Source organism: Spirochaeta thermophila DSM 6192 (assembly GCF_000147075.1).
Lineage (GTDB): Bacteria > Spirochaetota > Spirochaetia > Winmispirales > Winmispiraceae > Winmispira > Winmispira thermophila_A.
On sequence record NC_014484.1, the window covers coordinates 1650384 to 1673390 of the forward strand.

General features: G+C 62.5%; 24 protein-coding genes. 10 read left to right on the plus strand and 14 right to left on the minus strand.

Translation table 11 applies throughout. The annotated features are described in order from the left end of the window. Positions 1–186: 186 nt before the first annotated feature. Positions 187–2655, plus strand: a complete 2469-nt coding sequence (locus STHERM_RS07510; protein ID WP_013314290.1) for an FAD-dependent oxidoreductase — start codon at positions 187–189, stop codon at positions 2653–2655. Positions 2656–2669: 14 nt separating this feature from the next. Here the strand turns inward: STHERM_RS07510 and STHERM_RS07515 are convergent, their stop codons facing one another. Further along, positions 2670–3578: a DMT family transporter gene (locus STHERM_RS07515; protein ID WP_013314291.1), complete on the minus strand. Its 909-nt coding sequence runs from the start codon at positions 3576–3578 to the stop codon at positions 2670–2672. 113 nt (positions 3579–3691) lie between these two features. Here STHERM_RS07515 and STHERM_RS07520 point away from each other — a divergent pair, with 113 nt between their 5' ends. After that, a complete protein-coding gene (locus tag STHERM_RS07520; protein WP_013314292.1) occupies positions 3692–3889 on the plus strand; it encodes a DUF6485 family protein in 198 nt (65 codons plus the stop codon). A gap of 6 nt (positions 3890–3895) precedes the next feature. Here the strand turns inward: STHERM_RS07520 and STHERM_RS07525 are convergent, their stop codons facing one another. The 6 genes from STHERM_RS07525 to STHERM_RS07550 all read right to left on the minus strand — a co-directional run bounded on the left by STHERM_RS07525 (position 3896) and on the right by STHERM_RS07550 (position 7931). Next, positions 3896–4711 (minus strand): MBL fold metallo-hydrolase, encoded by an 816-nt coding sequence (locus tag STHERM_RS07525; protein WP_013314293.1) that lies wholly within the window; start codon positions 4709–4711, stop codon positions 3896–3898. 2 nt (positions 4712–4713) lie between these two features. Beyond that, positions 4714–5088 (minus strand): NifB/NifX family molybdenum-iron cluster-binding protein, encoded by a 375-nt coding sequence (locus tag STHERM_RS07530; protein WP_013314294.1) that lies wholly within the window; start codon positions 5086–5088, stop codon positions 4714–4716. 98 nt (positions 5089–5186) lie between these two features. Beyond that, positions 5187–5522, minus strand: a complete 336-nt coding sequence (locus STHERM_RS07535; protein ID WP_013314295.1) for a DUF5320 domain-containing protein — start codon at positions 5520–5522, stop codon at positions 5187–5189. A 48-nt stretch (positions 5523–5570) separates the two neighbouring features. Further along, on the minus strand, positions 5571–5936 hold the full coding sequence (locus tag STHERM_RS07540) for a NifB/NifX family molybdenum-iron cluster-binding protein (RefSeq protein WP_013314296.1): 366 nt from the start codon (positions 5934–5936) through the stop codon (positions 5571–5573). A gap of 166 nt (positions 5937–6102) precedes the next feature. Further along, entirely contained in the window at positions 6103–7476 is a 1374-nt protein-coding gene (locus STHERM_RS07545) for a sigma-54 interaction domain-containing protein (RefSeq protein ID WP_013314297.1), read from the minus strand. Positions 7477–7520: 44 nt separating this feature from the next. Further along, complete coding sequence (locus STHERM_RS07550) at positions 7521–7931, minus strand: DUF134 domain-containing protein (RefSeq protein ID WP_013314298.1); 411 nt, start codon at positions 7929–7931, stop codon at positions 7521–7523. Positions 7932–8041: 110 nt separating this feature from the next. Here STHERM_RS07550 and STHERM_RS07555 point away from each other — a divergent pair, with 110 nt between their 5' ends. From STHERM_RS07555 to STHERM_RS07585, 8 genes are all read left to right on the plus strand, one after another. Then, positions 8042–8695 (plus strand): DUF1007 family protein, encoded by a 654-nt coding sequence (locus tag STHERM_RS07555; RefSeq protein ID WP_041623429.1) that lies wholly within the window; start codon positions 8042–8044, stop codon positions 8693–8695. 3 nt (positions 8696–8698) lie between these two features. Continuing rightward, positions 8699–9589, plus strand: a complete 891-nt coding sequence (locus tag STHERM_RS07560; RefSeq protein WP_013314300.1) for a nickel/cobalt transporter — start codon at positions 8699–8701, stop codon at positions 9587–9589. 15 nt (positions 9590–9604) lie between these two features. Beyond that, on the plus strand, positions 9605–10249 hold the full coding sequence (locus STHERM_RS07565; protein ID WP_013314301.1) for an AAA family ATPase: 645 nt from the start codon (positions 9605–9607) through the stop codon (positions 10247–10249). Between the two features lie 80 nt (positions 10250–10329). Continuing rightward, the gene (locus tag STHERM_RS11955) at positions 10330–10902 is read left to right on the plus strand and encodes a hypothetical protein (protein ID WP_041623432.1); all 573 of its coding nucleotides are present in this window, start codon (positions 10330–10332) and stop codon (positions 10900–10902) included. Beyond that, positions 10793–11140: a HEPN domain-containing protein gene (locus STHERM_RS11490; RefSeq protein WP_071650359.1), complete on the plus strand. Its 348-nt coding sequence runs from the start codon at positions 10793–10795 to the stop codon at positions 11138–11140. Before STHERM_RS11955 ends, STHERM_RS11490 begins: the two co-directional genes overlap by 110 nt. Next, positions 11085–11477: a nucleotidyltransferase domain-containing protein gene (locus STHERM_RS07575; RefSeq protein WP_041623433.1), complete on the plus strand. Its 393-nt coding sequence runs from the start codon at positions 11085–11087 to the stop codon at positions 11475–11477. Before STHERM_RS11490 ends, STHERM_RS07575 begins: the two co-directional genes overlap by 56 nt. A gap of 133 nt (positions 11478–11610) precedes the next feature. Continuing rightward, on the plus strand, positions 11611–12351 hold the full coding sequence (locus STHERM_RS07580; RefSeq protein WP_013314305.1) for an ATP-binding cassette domain-containing protein: 741 nt from the start codon (positions 11611–11613) through the stop codon (positions 12349–12351). Beyond that, on the plus strand, positions 12348–13301 hold the full coding sequence (locus tag STHERM_RS07585) for a SufB/SufD family protein (RefSeq protein WP_013314306.1): 954 nt from the start codon (positions 12348–12350) through the stop codon (positions 13299–13301). Before STHERM_RS07580 ends, STHERM_RS07585 begins: the two co-directional genes overlap by 4 nt. 78 nt (positions 13302–13379) lie before the next feature. Here STHERM_RS07585 and STHERM_RS07590 read toward each other — a convergent pair whose 3' ends face one another. The 7 genes from STHERM_RS07590 to STHERM_RS07620 all read right to left on the minus strand — a co-directional run bounded on the left by STHERM_RS07590 (position 13380) and on the right by STHERM_RS07620 (position 22968). Continuing rightward, positions 13380–13949 (minus strand): discoidin domain-containing protein, encoded by a 570-nt coding sequence (locus tag STHERM_RS07590; protein WP_013314307.1) that lies wholly within the window; start codon positions 13947–13949, stop codon positions 13380–13382. 10 nt (positions 13950–13959) lie between these two features. Continuing rightward, the gene (locus STHERM_RS07595) at positions 13960–15411 is read right to left on the minus strand and encodes a hypothetical protein (protein ID WP_237223219.1); all 1452 of its coding nucleotides are present in this window, start codon (positions 15409–15411) and stop codon (positions 13960–13962) included. 144 nt (positions 15412–15555) lie between these two features. Beyond that, on the minus strand, positions 15556–16290 hold the full coding sequence (locus STHERM_RS07600; protein ID WP_013314309.1) for a hypothetical protein: 735 nt from the start codon (positions 16288–16290) through the stop codon (positions 15556–15558). Positions 16291–16345: 55 nt separating this feature from the next. After that, positions 16346–17680, minus strand: a complete 1335-nt coding sequence (locus STHERM_RS07605; protein ID WP_013314310.1) for a glycoside hydrolase family 71/99-like protein — start codon at positions 17678–17680, stop codon at positions 16346–16348. Positions 17681–17724: 44 nt separating this feature from the next. Next, complete coding sequence (pgmB, locus tag STHERM_RS07610; RefSeq protein ID WP_013314311.1) at positions 17725–18495, minus strand: beta-phosphoglucomutase; 771 nt, start codon at positions 18493–18495, stop codon at positions 17725–17727. Further along, on the minus strand, positions 18483–20666 hold the full coding sequence (locus tag STHERM_RS07615) for a glycoside hydrolase family 65 protein (protein WP_013314312.1): 2184 nt from the start codon (positions 20664–20666) through the stop codon (positions 18483–18485). The genes pgmB and STHERM_RS07615 overlap by 13 nt, the downstream gene beginning before the upstream one ends. Beyond that, complete coding sequence (locus STHERM_RS07620; RefSeq protein ID WP_013314313.1) at positions 20650–22968, minus strand: glycoside hydrolase family 65 protein; 2319 nt, start codon at positions 22966–22968, stop codon at positions 20650–20652. Before STHERM_RS07620 ends, STHERM_RS07615 begins: the two co-directional genes overlap by 17 nt. Between the last annotated feature and the right edge of the window lie 39 nt (positions 22969–23007).

The following is a 23007-nucleotide window of genomic DNA, read 5'->3' on the forward strand; positions in this document are numbered from 1 at the left end:
GTACCTCCTCAACTGTGCCATCATCCCAACAAATAAAAACAAAATTTTTTAAAAAGTCCTTTATTATTTTAGGGGCGTTTCTTCCATATGTCAAGGATTTTGTCTCTTGACTTTTTCCATGAATTCGCTATAATTAGAACTATAGTAATTTATCTATATTAGAATAATATCATTTATGGAGGCACCATGAAATACCTCATCGTAGGCGGCGTGGCAGGGGGGGCCACCACGGCAGCGAGACTCCGCAGGCTCGACGAGCAGGCCGAGATCGTCATATTCGAGCGGGGACGGTACATCTCCTATGCGAACTGCGGACTCCCCTACTACGTCGGCGGGGTGATCCCGGAACGGGAGCGGCTCTTCGTCCAGACACCCGAGACATTCAGGGCCATGTTCAACGTGGACGTGAGGGTGCGCAGCGAGGTGATCACGATAGACCGGGCCAGGAAAGAGGTCACGGTCCGCAACCTGGAGACCGGGGAAGAGTACCGCGAGTCCTATGACAAACTGGTCCTCTCGCCGGGCGCAGAACCGATCCGCCCGCCCATTCCCGGTATCGGGGACGAGCGTATCTTCACCCTGCGATCGGTGGACGACACCGACGCCATCGTGCGTTTCATAGAAGAGAAGAAGCCCCGCAGGGTGGTGATCGTGGGGGCCGGGTTCATCGGGCTCGAGATGGCCGAGAACTTCCACTCCCGGGAGCTCAAGGTGACCATCGTGGAGCTCGCCCCCCAGGTGATGAACGTGCTCGACTTCGAGATGGCCGCCGAGGTCCACCAGCACCTCAAGACCAAGAACGTGGCCTTCTTCCTCGGCGATGCGGTGAGCGCCTTCGAACGCACCGGCGACGAGCTCCGCGTACGGCTCAAGAGCGGTCGTACCCTGGTGTGCGACTTCGTCCTCCTCTCCATCGGTGTGCGGCCCGACAGCCGGCTCGCCAAGGAGGCAGGGCTCGAGCTCGGGCCGAGAGGCGGCATCAAGGTGAACGAGTATCTCCAGACCTCCGATCCCGACATCTACGCCGTGGGCGATGCCATCGAGTTCCCCAACCCCATCACCGGCAAGTCGATGCCCACCTACCTGGCCGGTCCCGCCAACAAGCAGGGTCGTATCGTGGCCAACAACATCGTGGAGGGCAACAAGTACACCTACAAGGGGTCCATCGGCACGGCCATCGCAAAGGTCTTCGACCTCACCGTGGCCTCCACGGGCATGCCCGAGAAGGTCCTCAAGGAGGAGGGGATCCCCCACAAGGCGGTGATCGTGCATCCGGGATCCCATGCGGGCTACTATCCCGGCGCCCAGCCCATGACCATCAAGCTCATCTTCTCGCCCGATGACGGACGGGTGCTCGGCGCCCAGATCGTGGGGTACGAGGGCGTGGACAAACGGATCGACCTGCTCGCCTCGGTGATCCAGCGGAAGGGTACCGTGACGGAGCTCACCGAGATAGAGCACGCCTACGCCCCGCCCTACTCCTCGGCAAAGGATCCGGTGAACATCGTGGGGTTCGTGGCCGAGAACGTGCTCCTGGGGAAGAGCAGGCACATACACTGGTACGACATCCTCAATGCACCGCAGGACGAGTACTTCCTGGTGGACGTGCGCACGCCCGAAGAGTACGCCCTGGGCACCATCGAGGGAGCGGTGAACATCCCGGTGCAGCAGCTCCGCGCCCGTATCGCGGAGATCCCCAGGGACCGGAAGGTGGCGGTCTTCTGCGGCGTGGGCTTCCGCGCCTATGTGGCGGAGCGGATCCTCAGGCAGCACGGGTACACCGAGGTCTACAACCTCTCGGGCGGGTACAAGACCTACCAGCACGTCACACAGAAGCAGGGCAACGAGGACATCTTCGAGGGGGACGTGATAGAGAAGGACGACATCCTCTACCAGCGTGGCACGGGCCGGCAGGGTGTGCTCGAGGTGCGCAGACTCGAGGTGGATGCGTGCGGCCTCCAGTGCCCCGGGCCCATCATGCGGCTCAAGCAGGCCATCGACGAGGCCTCCCCGGGCGACCGCATCGTGCTCAAGGCCACCGATCCGGGATTCGCGCGCGACGTGGAGGCCTGGTGCTCCATGACGGGACACACGCTGGTGAGCCTGGAGCAGGAACGGGGGGTCATCACCGCAGTGGTGGAGAAGGCCGGCCCCCACGGTGCGCAGGAACAGCCTGCACCCCAGGGCGAGGGTGCCACCATCATCTGCTTCTCCGACAACCTGGACAGGGCCCTCGCCGCCTTCGTCCTCGCGCAAGGGGCTGCGAGCGCAGGCAAGAAGACCACCATGTTCTTCACCTTCTGGGGACTCAACATCATCAAGAAGCGCAAGAAACCGCGGGTGAGGAAGGACCTCATGGGGAGGCTCTTCTCCTGGATGCTCCCCTCGCACTCAGGCAAGCTCGGGCTCTCCAAGATGAACTTCGGCGGCATAGGGGCCCGGATGATGCGCGGAAGGATGAAGGCCAAGAAGATCGCCTCGCTCGAGGAGATGAGAGAGGCGGCGCTCAAGGCCGGCGTCCGGATCGTGGCGTGTCAGATGTCCATGGACGTGATGGGCGTCACCAAGGAAGAGCTCATCGACGGCATCGAGATAGGAGGGGTCGCCACCTACATGGAGGCGGCATCCAGGAGCACCATCAACCTCTTCATCTAGAGGCCTCCTGCTCCTTATACCGGGCCGGCTTCCCCCGGGAGCCGGCCTTTCTTTGGCTTCGCGGGAAGAAGGGCGATCGAGACACTCACGATCACCACCGCACCTCCCACCCACTTGAGGGGTGAGAGGGCCTCCCCGAGGACCACCATGGCCGTGAGCACGGTGACGAAGGGGATGAGGTTGATGAAGACATTGGCCACCGCCACTCCCAACCGATGGAGGGCCACCTGGTACGTCCAGTAGGCCAGGGCCGAACACCCCACCCCCAGGAAGAGGAGGTGACCGATCACCCCGAGATGCACGGCCTCCAGGTTCTGGGCCTCTCCAGGAAGAAAAGGGAGGAAGGCCGCCGTCCCGGCCACGAAGTGCCAGAAAACCACCACCAGGCGGTCGTTCGCCTCGAGCACGGGGCGGGAGAGAAAGCCGTAGGCCACCCAGCTCGCCGCAGCGCCGGCCATGAGGAGGTAGCCCACAGGCCGGCCGGTGAGCCTGAGGCCCTCGCGTACGATGAGGTACACCCCGGCGAAGGAAAGCAGGGCCCCCACCACCTCCCTCACCCCCATCCCCCGCCGAAAGACCACGGCCTCGACGAGCAGAGAGACGATGGGTATGCTCGCAACGATGAGCGAGGCATCCGAGGCCGGCAGGTGGAGCAGCCCGGTGTTCTCGAAGTAGAAGTAGAGCGTCACCCCTATCACCCCTCCGGCGATCAGCAAGGCACCCTGCCCCCGCCGGACGCTCAGGGACTTCCGCTGGAGGCGGAGGAGGAGCGCGAGCACCACCACACCCACGGCGAACCGTATGAAGGCGAGCATCATGGGGCCGAAGGCGGCAAGGACTATCTTCGTGGAGACGAAGGAGATGCCCCACACCACCACGGAGAAGAGCATGGCCGCCACGCCGACGAGCTTGTCCCTATCCATGGCGTGATACTAGAAAAAAGGCCCTCCAATTGCTAGTATGGAGGCGGCCGTTCCCATCACGTGTCACGGTTGGAAAGACCCATCCCATCCCAATAGCGAGAAGGAGGCAGGCGATGCGTACCTGTACCATCGATAAGAACAAGGCCCGGTGTAACTGCACCTACCCGTGTTCGAGGAAAGGCATCTGCTGCGAGTGCCTCGCCTACCACAGAAGCATGGGCGAGCTTCCTGCCTGCTACTTCCCTCCTGAAGCGGAGAAGACCTACAACCGCTCCATCGAGTACTACCTCAAGGTCACGGGCCGGGCATAAGAAGGCCTAGAACGAGAGGCGGAGCCCCACCTCCCCGGGAACCACACGGCCTTCGAGCCGCCGGGAGAGGGACGAGGCCGCCTCCTCTCCGGTGCAGTGGCACGGGACCACGGTTCGTACGCCCAGCCGTGCGAGGTGCTCGACGGTGTAGGCACGGCGGGCCCGGGATGCGTGCATGAGGTGGAACCCTCCGATCACCGCCCTGAGATCCTGTACCCCTGCTTCCCGAAGCACATACTCGAGCGTCGAGATGAGACCTGCATGGGCGCATCCCGAGATCACCACCACACCTTCCTCTGTCTCCATCCACAGGGCCTGATCGTCGGGCAGAGGATCGGGGAAACGTCCCTCCTCATCGAGAAAGTACGGCCCTCCGGTATCTTCGTGGGAAGTCCGCGGAATCGGCCCCGTGACCCACACGCCCTTCACCACCTGGGTCGGTCTCGTGATCCACACGAGACGCTCGGGAGGAAGGCTGTTCACCCACGCACGCACCTCATCGCGCATCCCAACGGACCTCGCATCCCCACCCCTCACACTGTACCGAGACTGGACCGCATAGGGGGAAAGATGGATCCTGGGAGGACCACCTCCCTCCCACCACGTGAGCCCTCCTGTGTGGTCGTAGTGACCATGAGAGAGGACCACCGCCTGGATCTCTTCCCTCCGCACCCCCAGACGCCGGGCATTATGGGAGAGGGCCCTGCCCGCACCCGTATCGAAGAGCACCGCACCGTTCCCCGTACGCACGAGCGCAGAGAACCCGTGCTCCCCCTGCAGCCCCGAGGGCGCCCGATTGTCCACGAGGATGATGATCTCCATACTCAGTCCGAGTGGTGATGGTGGTGATGATGATCGTGGTGATGACCAACACAGGACTCATCCGTTTCCGGCAGACGTCCCCCCAGATACGCCCTCACCACCGCCCGGGGCTCCTCGGAAGGGGCGCACGTCCTCACTTCCACACCCAGCCTCCGGAGCATCCCGAGGGCCCTCGTGCCGATCCCACCGGTGATCACCACCTCCACGCCCAAGCCTGAAAGCCAACGTGGAAAGGCACCGGGCTCGTGAGGAGGGGGTACGAGTTCCTCGTACGACCTTTCGTTCCCCTCCTCGTCCACCTCGATGATGCAGAACCGTTCGGATCCACCGAAGTGTGACGCAACCTTTCCTCTCTCGAGCGGTATCGCGATACGCATGAACACCTCCTATCCAAGACCTATGTGCGAGAGAACCCTCTCCGCAACATCTCTCACATCGTTCCGATCGGGCGGGGAGAGGGGGTCTCCCCGCCTCCTCAGGCTTCCTCGGATCCCTTGGAGAGCTCGTCCAGCCGCTTCTTCAGGGCCTCCATCTCCCGTTCCAGGGCCGCCGCCCTGCTCTCGAGGATCTTCCGCTCCTCCTCGGGAGAGGGAGGCGTCCACCATCCAGGGGCCACCGGGGCCGTCCAGCCCCTGGCCCAGCCCGGAAGCCCTGTGAGGTGGTACCAGTAGCGGTGGCACCGGCCACGGCCCCATCCGCCTCCACCCCACGGGTTCGCATAGCCGGGCATGCCAAACCCTGCACAGTATCCGGCCGCCCGACCGGTCCTGGGTCCGGCTCCCGCCGGTCCTGTTCGATCCCCGAAAGGCATATCAGCCTCCTCTCTTCTCGAAATATGCGCAGGCCCCTACAGGGCCGCTCAATGCCACATCCGTCTGCGCCGTCTGCACCCTCTCCCCCGCCTGCACCCCGGCATCGTGAACCCCCCTGCCCCCAGCTCGCCACGCTTCCACGCCTCCCACACCTCCTCCACCCCACCCCGCACGAAACTCACCACCCTCACCCCCGAGCCCTCGAGCATGGCCTCGAGGGGCCGCCAGATCGCCCCACAGATGAGCACGTCCACCCCCCATCCCAGAAGGTCGTACACCTTTGCACTTGGGAGGGAACTCGAGAATTCCCTCGCCTCCCCGTCTCCGCTCCCTTCGTCGAAGATCCGCACCCTCTGTGAGGTATCGAACACCGGGGCCACCACTCCGTTCCACTCGGAAATCGCAACGCGCATCGTACGACTCCTCATCTTGGATAGCAAGTTTCGTGCCACGCGAGAGTAAGCGGCTTTTTCCGGTTATAAAATGACTTACATCCCCTACGACCCTTCTTTCGTACGCCCTGTGTCGCACTCATGCGACACCTCTGTCTCCTCCTGTCGCATACCCGCAACAGATCCTTCACCTCTCCTGCCGAATCCCCAGCCGCTGCATCTTCCGGTAGAGCGTACTCCGGTGCACACCGAGGAGCCGCGCCGCATCTTTCACCGATCCCCCGGAGGCCGCAATCGCCTCGAGGATGCGTCGTCTCTCCACACGCTCCCGCTCCGTCCGAAGGCCCCCGCCCTCCCCCTTCTCCCCCACACCCGCCTCCCTCACGAGCTCCTCAGGCAGGTGCTCCAGCCGGATGAACTCCTCGTGGCACACGATCACCGCACGTTCCACCACGTGCTCGAGCTGCCTCACGTTCCCCGGCCAGGAATACCGGAGAAACACCTCCACCACCTCGGGACTGAAGCCCCTGATGTCCCGTCCGTAGACCCCGGTGAACCGGGCGAGAAAGGCCTCGGCCAGGAGGAGGATGTCCTCCCTCCGCTCCCGCAGCGGGGGGAGGTGGATCCTCACCACGTTGAGCCTGTAGTAGAGGTCCTCCCTGAACCTCCCGGCCTTCACTTCCTCCTCGAGATCCCGGTGGGTGGCCGCGAGGATCCTCGCATCCAGCTTCTCGGGCCTCAGCCCACCCACCGGCTCGTACATCCTGTCCTGGAGCACCCGGAGAAGTTTCACCTGCAGGTGGAGAGGAAGTTCCCCTATCTCGTCGAGAAAGAGCGTACCGCCCCGCGCGAGGGCGAAACGGCCCGGCTTGTCACGATCGGCCCCGGTGAAGGCCCCTCGCTTGTAGCCGAAAAGCTCTGCCTCCAGGAGCGACTCCGGCAACCCTGCACAATGGACGGGCACGAACGGCCCCTCCCGTCGAGGACTGAGCCGATGGATGGCCTTCGCCACCACCTCCTTGCCCGTACCCGTCTCTCCCGTGATGAGTACCACCGCCTCCGTACGGGCAACCTCGGGGAGGAGCTCCACCACCGGCTTCATCGCAGGACTCCTGGTGAGAAGCTCGTCCCCCGCCGGGTCGGCACCGTCTGTCCCACCTTCCCCCACCGGACGGAAGAGCTCCACACCCCACCTCATGCCCCCCTCACTGTGGAGCACCACCTGGGAAGAGACCACCACCGGGATACGCTCCCCTTCTGCGCTCACGATGTATCCGCTTCTCTCCCGTACAGGAGCCCCTCTCCTCATGGCCTCTCGGAGGGGACATCCCCCCTCACACATGCTCGATCTGAAGACCTCCCAGCAGGGCCTCCCCTCTGCCTCTTCGCGGGACACACCGGTGATCTCGGCGGCCGTCTCATTGAAATACACGATCCGCCACGCCTCATCCACGACGAAAAGACCGTCAGGGAGTGTATTGAGGAGATCGAGCGTTTCGAACGTGAACCCCTCCCTCCGACCTTCGTAGTGGGATCGCCCATCGGACGTGGATCGTCCCATCCTCACCCCCTCTCCGGCGAATGCTCTCCCGGGTCTCCGGTTCCTCACGAGGAGGAGAGCTCCACGAACTCCTCGTGGCCGCAGCCTCGGGCCTTCACCGACTCGGGTGCGAGCGAGCCCTCCCACTGGTGGCCGCACTTCCTGCATCGAAAGTGGAGCGGCGCGGGGTAGTCCACCGGTCCCGCCTCCACCCTGAGCGCCTTGCCGGTCACCAGGGCCTCGGCCACCTTCCGGCGCGCAGTCCGCACGATGGAAGAGACGGTCTGCCGAGAGACCCCCATGAGCCGGGCCGCATCCTCCTGGGAGAGATCCTCCAGGTCCACGAGCCTGAGCGCCTCACACTCGTCCAGCGAGAGCCCTACCACCGCCAACTCCGCCAAAGGCACCCCTGCCGGCTTGTACACCAGATGCCGGGGAAGAGACATCACGCGTCTTGGTCGTGCAGGTCGTGGCATACCGTGCTCCGTTCATCCGGATCTGTGTTCAACATACGGAGGCTTCGGGTTTTTGTCAAATGCTCATTACTCGCTTGTCCCTGAGCCCATCTTTCGGCTATCATCACAGCATGTACTTCCTCAGACGCACGCTCCTCCCGGTGGTGTTCCTCTTCGGTAGTCTTCACGCAACGGCGCACCCACACATGCTCATTATCACCCGTCTCACCTTCGAGTTCGAAGGTGCCCGGTGTCCGGGCTTCTGGGTGGACTGGGACTTCGATCGCTTCTTCTCGGCATCGATCATCCACGACTTCGACCGCGACCGCGACGGCACCTTCAACGAACAGGAGATTCGACTCATCCACGACAATGCATTCATCAACCTGGAACACTACGGCTTCTTTGTCTTCCTCAGACAAGGAGAGACCAGGACCAACCCTCGCAAGGTCCTCCACTTCACTGCCTCACAGAAGGACAACAACGTACACTACCGTTTCTACGTTCCGCTCCCAGAGGGCTTCACCGGGGAATTCTACGTCTCCATATTCGACCCCTCGTACTTCTGTGCAGTGAAGTACCAGGAAGAAGAGCCGGTGGTGGTGGTACAGAAACGGGAAGGGGCTCCTCTCCCCCGGTGGAACATCCAGGAAAACAAGAACTATCCCATATACTACGATCCCTACGGCCCTGTGACCGACACCACCATCCACACCAAATGGCGTCCCGGGCTTGAGACAGCCTACCCTGAAGAAGTCCACCTCGTCTTCCCCGGGGGGCAATAAGCCATGCGACACATCATCCTGTGGTTCCTCCTTCTCTCCCCTTCCCTCCTCTACGGCCAGGCCAACCCTTTCGTGGGATCCGATACCCCCCATACCATCACCACGCTCCCCTCGGGGGGGTGGATGCCCCGCCGGCTCCTCGAGGCACAACTCGATTTCCGGGAGAAGATCGGTGATCTCATCGCCAGGCTTCGGGAAGAAGGCCGACCGGGCGTCTTCTGGATGTTCATCCTCGTGAGCTTTCTCTACGGATTCCTGCACGCCCTGGGGCCCGGGCACCGAAAGACCATCATCTTCAGCACCTTCGTCTCCCACCCTGCCCGGCCGTGGGATCCACTCGCCCTCGGCTCCCTCTCGGCCCTCCTCCATGCAGGCACCGCGGTGATCCTCATCCTGCTCTACCGTCTCCTCACCGCAGGAACCTCACTCTTCATCGTCTCCCAACGTGCGGGCCTCTACCTCGAGGGAATCACCTTCCTCTTGCTCGCCGTGCTCGCCATGGTATTCCTGATCCACACATTCCTCCACCATCACCCATCCCCTCATGACGCAGCCGTCCCCCCTGACAGGAGATCACTCTACCTCCTCATCATCACCGCGAGCCTCATCCCCTGCCCGGGGGCCACCATGCTCCTCATCTTCGCCATCACCCAGCAGGCCGAGGGCCTCGGCCTCGCAGGCGTACTCGCCATGTCCGCAGGCATGGCCGTGGTCATCTCCGCCTTCGGGTATCTCGGCTACGCGGGACGGACCGGCGCGTTTTCCGCCATCTCACGCATGGGAAAGAGGAGCCGGCCGGTCGTGAAGATCATCGAGGCAGCAGGCTACGGAGTGATCTTCCTCTTCTCCCTCTGGATGGCCTCTCCATTCATCGTATCGCTGCTCCGCTTGTGAGCACCCGGAGGCTCCATGATCCACACCCTCACCTACACCACAGGCTATCCCACCAAGCTCCCCGGCATTCGGCGCAGACCCCTCACCTTCTCTCCGGGCCTCACCGTGCTCTACGGGCCCAACGGCAGCGGCAAGACCACCATCATCCGCACCCTCGCCCACGCCGCCGGGCTCATCACCGACCCCCTCCCCTTCACCTACCACGCCGAACGGGATACCGCTCCCGTCCTCCTCTTCAGCCCTGAGGACCTCGTGCGCTCCGACCTCTTCCTCGCCCATCCCGAACTCCGCTCAGACGGCGAGATCCGGGCCGGCGCGATCAACACCTTCATCGACGCCATCCTCTCCCGCTTCCCCCTCTACCGCCTCTCCCCCGACCTCCGCCCCGCCCTCCTTCTGGACGAGCCGGACCACCACGTGGGCTTCGGCGCCCAGTTCATCCTCTGGCGACACATCCTCCCCGCCCTCGCCCGCCACTTCCAGGTCATCGTCTCGAGCCACAGCATCTTCCCCGTGCTCCTCGCAAAAAAGACCCTGCTCCGTCACGACCACCTCATCGAGCTCTACCCCGGGTACATCGATTTTTGCATCGACGCCCTCGCCGAGGCAATCGACCTCTACAACGAACACCACACCCCAGCCGGTGACGGCCCGGTGTGAGCCTCCAAGCCCCTACACGCCCCACCTCCCCCTGGAACAATCCCCCCTCTTTGTGCACAATACCCCCAAAGGAGGTGATGATGGCCCACGCTCCCGGCTCACCCGCATCGTCTCCCGCCCCCAGCCCCACACACACCTTCCCCCTCACCGCCCTGAGGATGCGCCTCACCTGCGCCCCGGAGACCCCGGTGCACCTGGAAGGCCTCAGAGCCGGAACCCTGCTCCGCGGCGCCCTCCTCTCGGTGATGCTCCGCACCACCTGTGCGCTCACAGGCGTGCCCTACGAACGCCGGAAGGAAGTGGACTCCGAACACGTCGCCACCTGCCCCGTGTGCTGGCTCATCCAGGCCAACGAACAGCCCGGCAACGAACGCCGCGGCTACCTCATCACCCCTCCCCTCCCCCCGGCCGAGACCTACCTCCCCGGACAGCCCTTCACCTTCCACATCACCCTCCTCGGAAAGGCCGTCACCTACATCCCCTACTTCATCATCTCCTCCCACGAGATGGGCAGAACCGGCGTGGGCAAGGGCCGAGGCCGACCTGCGGCATGCGCAGCACTCCCTCGAAGCGGGCGACTACGAGTGGGCGTGCTTTGCGGCCCATCAGGCGGCCGAAAAGGCGCTGAAGGCAGTCTACGACCACCGCCTTGAGCCGGTATGGGGCCATACTCTCACGTATATGCTCCAACATCTCAAAGAAGAAGGAATAGACATCTCCCCTTCTCTGATCGAGGCTGCACGCGTCCTCGACAAACACTATATCCCTACCAGATACCCCAATGGTCTTCCGGAAGGGGCTCCCACCGAGTTCTACACGCGAAAGGAGGCAGAGGATGCCCTCCGCTATTCAGAGGAGATCCTTCGGTTCGCTCGTCATCTACTCGGTTGATCGCACCCTCATCCAACGCGCACTGGATGACTACGTGAAGAAGCTCCAACAGCGGCCCGAGGTGGAGACAGTGGTGCTGTTCGGCTCGTTCAACACCGATCGGTTCGGCGTGGGAAGCGATGTGGACCTGCTCGTGGTGGTGAGGGACACCCCGGTGCCGTTCCTCGACCGTTCGGCACACTACCGACCGGAGGAGTTCCCTGTAGACATCGATGTGTTCGTCTACACCGTCGAAGAGGTTCGACGGGGACAGCCCTTCGCTCGCACGGCGCTCGAGGGTGGTACCGTCCTGTGGGCGCGGGAGGGGATGGACGTGAAGGCCCTCATCGCGGGGTGAGTACCGCCGTATTAAGCGGCGGGTACAAGGCCGCATCGCCGGCCGCCGGGGAGCGTCTACCTTCCGGGAGGCCTTGATCCATTTGGGTAAAAAGTTATATATTTCCTCCATCTTCATTACGACAAGGATCCGGATGGCACTTCTTTCGATCCGTCACCTCTCCCTCACAAAAGAGGGAAAGCCCATCCTCGACGACCTCTCGCTCGATATCGAGGCGGGGTATGTCTACGCAGTGGTGGGCCCCAACGGCGCCGGCAAGAGCAGCCTCGCCGCCGTGATCATGGGGCTTCCGGGGTATCGGGAGATAGAGGGCGAGATCCTCTTTAAGGGACAGCCCTTCACCCCGCTCTCGATCGACGAGCGGGCACGCCTCGGCATCACGCTCGCATGGCAGGAGCCTGCCCGCTTCGACGGTCTCTCGGTACGTGAGTACCTCAGGCTGTCGGCCCGGGGACACACCGAGGAAGAGGCCGCAGAGGCCCTCTCGCTCGTGGGGCTCGACCCGGCTCGCTACCTCGACCGCAAGGTGGACCAGAGCCTCTCCGGCGGAGAGCGCAAGCGGGTGGAGCTGGCCGCCGTGGTGGCCATGAGGCCCACGCTGGCCCTGCTCGACGAGCCCGACTCCGGGGTGGACATCGACGCGGTGGAACGCATCTTCGGCCTCATCGGCTACCTGAAGGACCGGGGGACCACGGTGGTCCTGGTGACCCACAGCGCCCAGGTGCTCAGGCAGGCCGATCGCGGGTTCCTCCTGTGTAATGGTACGCTCCTCAGGGAGGGTACCGTGGAGGAGATCCTCCCCTACTTCTCCTCACGGTGCTACCCCTGCAACCATCCCAACAATCCTGTTCCCGGTGAGGTAGGCAGCGCATGAGCACCAACGACGACAAGGCCCTGCTCGAGGCCCTCCTTGCCTCTCTGCGGATGGCACACTATGCCCCCGACCAGGCCCACCTTGCGATTCATGGCGGAAGGGTGGTGAGCCAGGGCGCGGTGGAGGGGCTCGAGGTCCGAACCTCTCCGCTGCAGGTCGAAGGGGGAGATGGGATCCGGGTGGAAGTGGTGGTGAAGGAGGGGGCGCGCATAAAGAAGCCGGTGCATCTGTGCTTCGGGATGACCGGAGAGCGAGGGATCCAGAAGATCGATATGCACGTAGTCCTCGAGGCCGGTTCCTCGGTGGCCTTTCAGGCCCACTGCACCTTCCCCAATGCCAGGGAGATCCGGCACCTCATGGATGCCCGCATCGTAGTAGGCGAAGGTGCGAGGTACCGGTACGTGGAGAAACACATCCATGGGCCTGAAGGCGGGGTGGTGGTGATCCCCAAGACGAGGGTGAAGGTGAAGGAAGGGGGACGCTTCTTCAGCGAGTTCTACCTGGTGGAGGGGTGCGCGGGGGTGGTGGACCTCGACTACGAGGTGGAGGCAGAGGCGAGAAGCAGCGTGGACCTGCGTACGTACGTGTACGGCAAGCGCCGCGACACGATAAAGGTGCGCGAGGCGGCATCGCTCAACGGCGTGGATGCGACCGCCGTCCTCATGACGCACATCGCGGTGAAGGACGAGGCCCGGGCCGAGGTGATCAACGAGCTTACCGCCCGGGCGCCCGGGGCGAGGGGGCACGTGGACTGCAAGGAGATCGTCCAGGACAGGGCCGTCGCCAGGGCCGTGCCCCTCATTCAGGTGGAGGACCCGGCGGCGCACATCACGCACGAGGCTGCCATCGGTTCGGTCGACTCAAAACAGCTGCAGACCCTCATGGCCCGGGGGCTCACCGAGGAGGAGGCCACCGACGTGATCATACGGGCCCTCTTCGCAGAAGGGTAGGCGCTGCACCCGACGCCTCCTTGCAAAAGGACGCCGGGAGCTCTCCCGGCGTCCACAGGAGGGATACAGGCATGTCGGCTACTCTCCGAAGACCTCGAGCTCGCCGATCTGGCCGGCCGTGGCCTCGGTGTTGGCGGTGAACACCAGCTTGAGGTACCTTCCCTGCCCTTCCACCGGTATGGTGACGGTGTTCTTGTTCTGGACCGGGTGGAAGGCGTAGTCGGCCGATGGTGCGAGCACGGTGAAGTTCTCTCCGTCGTCGCTTATGAGAATCTCAAAGGTCTGCTTTCTCGGCTGCCAGATACGGGCAGGATTGAGCTTGATGCGGATGGCCTTTATGGTGTGTACGGCACCCAGGTCCACCACCACCTCGTTGGGATACTTGTTCGGCCCGCCTTCCCAGTAGGTGAGTACATCGCCATCCACGGCCTTGTCGGCGGTGAACTGGTAGATGTGGTTGTTGGCCTTGATGGGGCTTCCGAGTGCGAGGTTCTTGTACCCTGCGTAGGGATCGGTCTCGGCTTCAGAAGGGCCTGCTGCGGCTGAAGGCTGGGCGCCTTCCTTCACGGCACCGCTGGTCACCGCACATCCTGCAAGCACCAAGGCAACGAGCAGGCCAAAGGCAAGGCGACGCGTCCATCCTTTCATACGATCCTCCCTAGAATGTGATCTCGGCATAGACATAGGCGGAACCCAGTCCGGGTCCTTCCTCTTCGTCGAGGAGGTTCCTCGACTCCCAGGTGAGCCCCAGAGTGGTGTTCCGGATGACGTTCTCTAGCTTCACGCCCACGTCGGACTTGAGGTTGTGATCCACCTCGCCACCGGGGGAGAGGGTGTCCCAGAAAAGCTTCACCCACGGCCTGAGCATACCCTCGGCGGAAACCGGCGTGAGGTAGTCGGTATAGAGGGAGATGAGGATCTTGCTGTCCGGATTGGTGAAGTCCATCCACTCGGCCACCAGCTCCATGCCCACGTCGTAGAGGATGCCCTCGTCGCCCGGATCCTCGAAGAGGGTCACGAGGAGGCTCTGCACCGGCTCGTCGGAGGAAGAGAGATCCTCCTGGTAGAGCTTGTACGCAATACTCATACCGGGCTGCGTGACACCGGTGCGGTCGGCGAGGTAGTCGTAGGCCCAGCCCGACGTGCCCGGCCAATGGAAGGTGACTCCCACACCCATCTCGTGGGACCAGAGGGGATCTCCCGTCTCAGGGATCTGGGCGGCGATGTCGTAGCCAAGGTACGGCTCCACCGAGAGCCCGCCGAAGCCGCTCGCCACCTCGATGGGTATGTCGTAGGAGACCTTGGTGCCCAGCACGATGGGATCGGGATCGGCATCGGTACCGTACTGGTACTTGCCCACGATGCTCCCTATGGTCCTGAATCCGGGGAGTGCCGCCGGCGTGATCGCATAGTCGAAACCTGCGGCCAGGCCGTTGCTGTTCTCCTCGGTGATCTGGGGGGCGGTCCAGGGGAACTCCGTGGCGAACTTGAGCATGCCCACGAACTCCTCGCCGGTGTACTGAACCCCTATCATGGAACCGCCGTAAGCTGCGGCAAGCTGATCCATGGGGCTGTTCTGATCCGAGAAGGTCCAGTAGTAGGTCTCACCCATGGTCGGCATGTTGGGTACGATGTCCCTGCGGTACTGCACCCGGGTGTCCATGTAGGCCCAGCTTGCGAGAACGCGCTCGTTCGCGTACGCCAGGCTCCGGTTCCACGGCTTCCAGAACTCGTCGTCCCCGCCTGCCGCGAGCTGGAGGATCCAGTTGTTCCAGGCGATCCCCGCCCGCATGTTCTCGAGATAAATCGGGGCGAAGTAGCCGGTGGCGGTGGAGGGATCGTTCCATCCCCACCCTATGATCTCGCCAGGATTGTTGTCGTCTGGATACTGTCCATTGGTGAACCGGATCTCCATGAGGTGGAGCGACACCTCGACGAATCCCACAGGATCAGGGCTCTTCACCAGATTGGTGAGGGGCTGCCAGGGCGAGAGCCGGTAGTAGAGGCCCAGCCGGGGGAACTCGGTGAGGAGCCCGAACTTGTAAGGCTCGTCGAGATCCACGCCGAAGGAAGTGCGGGTGGTGATGACGAGCTGGGCCGATTGCTCCATCTGCACTTCCTTGGCAGGAAGAATTGGGGCGAGTATCAGGAAGATACTCAAGAAGGTAATGGTAGAAACCAATCGCTTGCCCATGTGGTACCTCCAAAAGAAGTGGACGGGAACGAACACGTTCCCGTCCTGTTCAGTCAGGTATTACTGCTCCTGGACGTCGTCGAAATCAAAGAGCACGAGATCCTCCAACACCCCATCCTCATCGTAGAGACGGATATTATCGATGTAGAAGGTGATGGGGGTATCCTCAGCTTCCCCCGCTTCGCTGTCACCCAGATTGAGAATCGGATTGATGTTGAGCTGCGTCACTACGGTGTCTGGATTGGAGAAGAAATCATAGATCGTCGCATCCACATTGCTTCCGCTCGTCGCCCAGCCGGGATCCGTGAAATCGGCAAAGGCGAACTGGACGGTCTGCCAGGTATCCGGAGTACCTCCGTAGTACACGTAGTTCTCATACTTCCAGTGTTGCTGCTCACCCACACTCGTATTGTCCCCTCTTACGATGACACAGAAGTTTTCTGAATAATCGATCTTGATATCGAAGGCCACCCCTTCGTACCCGCTGTAGTCATCGTCGGGAATGGGTGCGTAGAGCTCGGTCATGGCCCATGGATTGGAAGAGAACGTCACCTTCATGCAGCCTGTTCCGCCACCATTCGGATTCACGTTGTCGACATCAGGTGCAACCGAGTAGTTTTCAGCAGATTGGTCTTCGTTTCCGGATCCCGGAGCAATGGTCCACATGGACACCTGCTCGGAAACGAGGGTGGTCCCGGAGTCTTTCTTCTCCTCGCTCCCTGCGGGATTCGAGCATGCTCCCAGGAGCAGGAGGCCCACTCCCACCACCAGAATGAAGAATCGTTTAAGGTTCATTGCTGCCCTCCTCAATAATCACGAGGTTGTGGTATGCCGTACCGGCAACGCCGGATCAAAGCCCAAGCTCTTGTGCGAGGCTCCTGGCCGTCTCCACCTGGCCTGCGAACACCGCGGAGACGAGCTGGTCGATGCGTGGATCGGTGTTCCCCTGCTTCCTCAGTGTGAAGACCCCAAGTGGGATGCGAAGATCGGCTTTGGAGAAGGGGAAGCCCGCTTCCACCGATTTCCGCCACTCCTGGAGGTACTCCAGGTCGCGGTAGCCATACTCCTCGGTGGGCTCTATCACGGTGCCCTCGCCGTAGTCGTTCCACGTGGCGATCTGAACGATGTCGGGCACTGCTCTCACGGCCGCGATGAAGGTCACGTGGAAGGTGCCTCCTGCGAGGTCCGCGAGGTACCCATAGCTCGGCCCCACACCCGCCTCGCGGTAGATGTCATGGAATCTCGGGAAGGCGGTGGCAATGAGGTGCTCCTTCTGGTTGGTCTTGGCGTAGAAACCGTTGAGGTAGTCGACCACATTGAGGATGCTCAGTTCTCCCCCACCCGAGAGGTACATGGGAGGCCAGGGGTAGAGGGTATCGGCGGCGTTCTCCAGGTGTGCATCCAGGGTCACGAGATAGGGCCTGACGGCAAGGCCCGAGAATATCGCGTCCCACTCGGAGGCCGAGGTGAAGTACTGGGGGCCGAAGACCATCACGACCGGCCTTCCCTCTATCTTCACGTAGGAAGGGCTCTGGAACCAGTTGGCCTCGAGCCAGGAGAAGACCTCCTTCCCATGGTCCACCGCCTCTGTGGACTTGATGTAGTCGGTGTCGATCATATGGCGGATGGTCTGATCCTCGTAACAGACCACAAACTTGAGCCCCGCCTCTTCGATCTTCTGGAAAAGGGCCTGGGTGGCCTCGTGGATGAACCCGTAGTCGAGGGCGTCTTTGATGCCGTACCAGTCCACGATCACGCCATCTATCCCCGCCATCTTCATGAGCAGGAGCTGGTACTCGATGAGATCCGGATCACGTGAGTCGTACGGCCCGGTGAGGGGATAGTAGTGCGAGGCGATCTCCCGCTTGCCGTCGGGACCAACGGTGTACGGATCAAAGAAGCCCATGTGCCAGTGCCAGCCGAAGTACTCGTTCTCGGGATGATCGGGATCAACCACAGCCTCGTACCAGGGCATGTAGTGCGCGAGCACGAGAGGCCGCGTCACGTTCCTGTTAGGAGGCGTCTCTATGCGTATCCTCCCGAGGGCCTCCTCAACGAGTTTCTGATCTGCCTCCGGGCTGTAGACGGTCTTGCACCCGAGCATCGAAACGAGGACAACGGTTCCAAGGAAAAGAAGGACAACGGGTAGGATCATCGAACGTACAATCCCCTTTCTGGATTCCATGGCATGCTCCCATACGACGGTTTCATGTAAGATGTAACGTTAAACTAAAAAGGTTTAACGTTACACTTGGCGTCACCATTGTAGGCCCCCTCTGGCGAGCTGTCAAGTTTTTTCTCTTCCGAGCTCCCTTCGGATGCTCCCCCCGGGGGAAGGCACTCGGCGAGTGACCGCACGACCCAGTCGGCTTCTGCGAGTACCTCAGGATCGCCCACTCCTACTGCCTTCATCCCTCCCCGTCGTGCCGCCTCGATCCCGGCCACCGCATCCTCGAACACCACACACTCCCTTGGATCCACGTCCATGAGGCCGGCCCCCTTGAGAAAGACCTCCGGATCGGGCTTGGCCTTCTCCACCATGGTACCGTCCACCACCGCATCGAAGAGCCCGGTTATACCGAGCCGGTCGAGGATGAGGGGCGCATTCTTGCTCGCAGAACCGAGGGCGATCTTCACCCCCCGGTCCCGCAACCACGTGAGAAACTCGCGGGCGCCGGGGAGAAGCGCATCGGGGGTGAGGGCGGAGATGTACTCCACGTACCAGCGGTTCTTTTTCTCCGCGAGCTGCTGCTTCTCCTCGGGACTCACGGAGATACCTCCCACCTCGAGGAGTATCTCGAGCGAGCGCATCCTGCTCACTCCCTTGAGCCGCTCGTTGTGTTCAGGAGTGAACTCGAAGCCGAGTTCCTCGGCCAGTCTCCTCCACGCGAGATAGTGGTACCGTGCGGTGTCCACGATGACACCATCGAGATCGAAGATGGCTCCTTTGCACCACGGGAGGAGATCCCTCTCCGGTTCGAAACCTTCTATGCGCGACATGTCGTTCCCTCCGGTGTTACTCGATATGTCCGCGGCGTACCGCCTTCATACACGGTGAACTCAAGGGCCTTCCACTCTTGCGGGAGTCGGGGTGTGAGCACTCCATCGCCCTGGTACCCACCAAACCCCCGGACTGCGAGGATCCAGCTTCCCCCGCAGGCACCGAGGTGCGCCCCGCCTATGTAGATGAGCCCGGCGAACTGCTTCGAGGACCCTGTAATGTCGATGGTCGCACTCTTCATGAAGAAGGGATACGCCCGCTCCGGCATATCCAGATGACAGGCCACGAGGCCATAGACGTAGTGGCTCAGACTCGACCCGTGTTCGGTGCGGGGCTCGTAGTATTCCCAATTGGCCCTCATCACCTCCCGGGAATACTCATGGGGAAAGAGGGCGAGGAGGAGGACCACGTCGGCCTGTTTGATGATCTGGGTGTGGGTGGCGACGCCGAGGTCACCGCCCCAGTATTCCCGGGGATCGAGGAGCCTGGATCTCACTTCCTCGAGCGGACAATCCTCGAGCTTGAAGTATCCCGAGAACTGCTCCATCACTCCTGTCTCGGGATCGGGATCAGGCACGTAAAGGCGGGCCGTCACGTCTTCCATCAGCCTCGCCTCCCGTTCCCACCCGAGGCGCTCCTTCAGTTCGGCCCACGCGTCGGGGTACGCCTCCCCAAGCCGGTCTTCCACCCATCGGGCGGTCTCCAGGGTGTACTTCACCATCCGGTTGGTGTAGGCATTGTTGTGCACCCGCTCGTGGTACTCGTCGGGACCCGTCACATCGAGGATCTCGTAACGTTCCAGGTGGGGACGGTAGTACAGGTACGAGAGGTAGAAGCGGGCACATTCTAGAATCACCTCGGCCCCACCCTCTATCAGCACTCCCTCATCGCCCGTACGTTCCACATAGTCGCGGAAGGCCTTCACTATGGCGGCGTTTACGTGAATCTGCTTGTCCCTGAAATAGGTACGAAGGGGACGTCCCGTGAACACGTCCACCACATTGAAGTGCGAACACGCATCGTCGCCTGTTTCCTGGCTCTCCCATGCATAGAAAGCCCCAGCGTAGCCGTACTCCCGGGCCTTCCGCCTCGCCCCCTCGAGGGTGTGTATGCGGTAGCCGAGGAGGTTGCGGGCGATCTCCGGCTGCGTGGCGAGAAAAAAGGGAAACATGAACATCTCCGTGTCCCAGAATACCGCCCCCTTGTAGGTCTGACTCGAGAGCCCCCGGGCCGGGATGGAAAGCCGATCGGTGTGCCGGGGCGCACAGCTCAAGAGCTGGTAGATACTGTACCTGAGGGCCTTCTGGGCCTCAGGATCGCCCTCGATCTTCACGTCGGAGGTCTTCCACAGACGGTCCCACACCCTCTTGTGGGCCTTGAGGAGGGCATCGTACCCTGTGTGCGCTGCCCGGCCCACCGCATCCAGGGCGAGACGGAAGGCATCCTCCTCGCCGTCCCTTCCGTGATAGACCACTGCGAACTTCCAAAAGGTGTACTCGGTCTGCGGTTCGGCCTCGAAGACGAAGTCCCGGTAGATGCCCTCCTCGGTGGTGACGATGCGCTCCTCTGCGGAGAAATCCCGTTTGCAGATCTCGGCCACCACCACCGGAACGTGGAGCTCCTGCGTGAGGGAGGCGAGGTAGATCGCGTCCCCCTTCACTCCCCGATCGTAGATGTGGAGGTGGGGACCGTTCAGGTCCCACACACGGCCATCTATCCCGGTCCGGACGGAGATCCTGCCCCCCGCTCCCACCTTCACCGTATAGGACATGGCGAGCAGGTGCACGTCGTCCATGCTCGCGAAACGCTCCACGTGCACGGTGACGGCCTGCCCTCCCGCCTTCCACGAGGTCTTCCTCCGGTGGAGGCCGTAGCGGAAGTCGAGCTTCTGGCAGTGGAACGCCGGTTCCCGATCCACCACCGAATAGGGCTCGTCGTCCACCGAAACGGTGACGTAGAACGGATTGGGCGCGTTCACCGATTCCCGCCACTTCTCCCCCACCCGGTCGTACACCCCATTCAGGTTGCACGCCACGAACTGGTCGGCCGTGTACTCCTCGAGCGTCCCCCGGTAGCCCATGTACCCGTTCGCCACGGCATAGGTGACACCGAGCTGGAGGATCCGTTCCCGGTCGGACGGCACCTCGTTGTGCTCAAGATACCAGCCCATGCGGCCTCCCCTTTTCAGGAAACGGGCGGACAAGCCCCTCATCGGTGAGCACCGCCGGTTCTCCGTAGAGGTCGAGTTCCACGCGTTCTCCTTCGAGGAGCCGGAGCCTCACCCCTTCCCTTTCCACCTCCACCCCGATCCGCGCATCCCGCCATCCGAACGAGAAGGAGTAGCCCTTCCAGGCAGACGGGAGCATGGGCGCGAGCGCGGGCCGGTCGCCATCGGTGCGGAGCCCGCCGAACCCGTAGACGATGTTGAGCCACGCAGCCGCCATACTGGTGAGGTGGAGTCCCTCGTGGGTGTTCCTGTTGTAGTTGTCGAGGTCGAGCCTGGTGGCGAACCCGAAGAGACGGTAGGCCTCATCCTCGCGCCCGAGCTCGGCGGCGAGGATGGAGTGGATCGCCGGCGAGAGTGAGGACTCGTGCACCGTGCGTGGATCGTAGTAGTCGTAGTTGGCCCTCTTGCACTCGAGAGAGAACTCGCGGTTATAGAGGAAGAGGAACATGAGGACGTCCGGCTGCTTGATCATGTCGTACCGGTAGATGCGATCGTACGACCAGTGGCTGTAGAGCGGGAAGTCGGTGACCGGAATCGAGTCGATGTCGATGTGAGGGAGGTCGAAGAACCCCTCGTGTTGCTCGAACACCCCTGTCTTCTCGTCGTAGGGGATGATCATCTTTTCGGCACAGGTGACGAACTGCCTTCGTTCCTCATCGGAAAGGCCCAACCGTTCCACCAGGTGTTGATGACGTTCGGGCTGATCCTTCGCCATCCGGTCGAGGGCCCAGAGGGTGAACTCGAAGGTCTTCTTCGCCATGAAGTTGGTGTAGCAGTTGTTGTTCACCATCATGTGGAACTCGTCGGGCCCCATGACACCGTAAAAACCGAACAGTCCGCTTCGCTGGCTGAAGTCGCCACGCGACACCAGAAACCGGCTTATCTCCACGAGCATCTCCACTCCGTAGTCGTAGAGAAAGTCGAGATCACCGGTGACCTTGAGATAGTGCCATATCGCATAGGCGACACCCGTGCCGGGCTGGAGCTGGAGGTTCGAGTGCTGCCAGAGGGTACAGGCCTCATCACCGTTGAGCGTAGCCACGGGATAGCAGGCCCCGCGGCAGTCCACCTCAACCGCGCGTCTCCGTGCCTGGGGCAGGGTCCGATAGCGGAATTCGAGGAGATTCCGCGCCGCCTTCACGTTGGTGAGAAGGTAGAAGGGGAGGCAGTAGGTCTCGGTATCCCAGAAGGCATGGCCGTTGTAGGCCTCGCCGGTGAGCCCCTTTGCTCCGATGTTGTGCGAGGGATCCTGTCCCTGGTACGTCTGGAGCAGGTGGAAGATGCAGAAACGGACCCCCTGCTGGGTGAGCGGATCCCCCTCTATCCTCACATCGTAGCGCTCCCACACACGCGCCCAGTAGGCCTCCACCGCCTCCAACGCCTCCCCGAACCCCTCCTCCCGCTGCGCCCCGAGCCCCGCCATCCCCCGCCGCCACACCTCCGTGTCCTCCACCTCCTGGTCCTTCTCCACCAGGTTGTACACGAACCGCCTCACACGGAGCGCCCCACCCTCGCGAACCCTCCCCTCCACCGTGAACCCCACCCTCATATCCTCCACCACCGGGGAGGCCCCGCCCCCCTCCACCTCCACCACACTCCCCGTGAACACCCGCTGCCCCGTCCCCGTCGTCCGCACCAGGAGCCCCACCACCCCATCCCCCCCACCACTCCGCACCCCCTCCCAGTAGCACTTCTTCCTGCTGTAGTGCATCACCTCCCCGTTGTGCCCCGCCCACAGCCTCACCGCGGCCTCGCCCCTCACACCCCGCACCTCCAGCAGGTGATAGGCCCGCTGCGGCACCTCGCGGTGGAGGAACCGGACGGACCGCACCTCCAGGACCGCCCCCGAACCCGTCTCCCACACCAGCGAACGCTCGAGCACACCGCGATCCAGGTGGAGCACCCGCCGGAAAGAGGTAACGTTACACTTCGCCACATCGAGCACCTCCCCATCCGCCTCCACGCGCACATCCAGCCAGTCCGGACCATTCACCATGAAATGCGTGGTCGTCACGATCCCCTTGTACCCCGTCTCCCCCTCCTTCTCCACCTCGTACACACCGTTGAAGTAGCTCCCCCGCATCGACGCGCACGACGCCCCCTCCTCGAGGTACCCCCGCACCCCCATGTACTCGTTCGCGAGCGAGAAGAGCGACTCGCTCACCATACTCCGTTCAGGATGGAACCCCTCCTCGATCACCTTCCAGGGATCCACCACCAGATACCTGTCAGCAACCTTGGCCATACAACCTCCTCACAGAGAAGACATCTACACACACCTCTA